General features: G+C 37.9%; 1 protein-coding gene. It reads right to left on the minus strand.

Features of this window, described 5'->3' with window-relative positions:
- A partial coding sequence (locus L9G74_RS21580; RefSeq protein ID WP_238898894.1) for a DUF1727 domain-containing protein occupies positions 1 to 248 on the minus strand: 248 nt, incomplete at both ends.

Consider the following 248-nt stretch of genomic DNA (forward strand, 5'->3'; position numbering starts at 1 on the left):
CCTCAACTCCAGCTACCTTAAGACGGAAAGTGATGTCTGTGTAACGTTCGCCACCCGTCATGTATTGTTGAATTGGCATTTGCGTTAATTTTTCAAAATTTCCATCCCAAATCCAACTTGTATCAATCCCATCAGCATAGTTAGCATTTAGTAAACCAACAAAAGACAAAGGTTCGCTTTCAGTTCCAACCATATCAATTACTTGGTTTAAACCAACAGGATTTTTAACTAGCACGATGGTAATTTCT

Origin of the sequence: Shewanella electrica, from assembly GCF_022321485.1 — a bacterium.
Lineage (GTDB): Bacteria > Pseudomonadota > Gammaproteobacteria > Enterobacterales > Shewanellaceae > Shewanella > Shewanella electrica.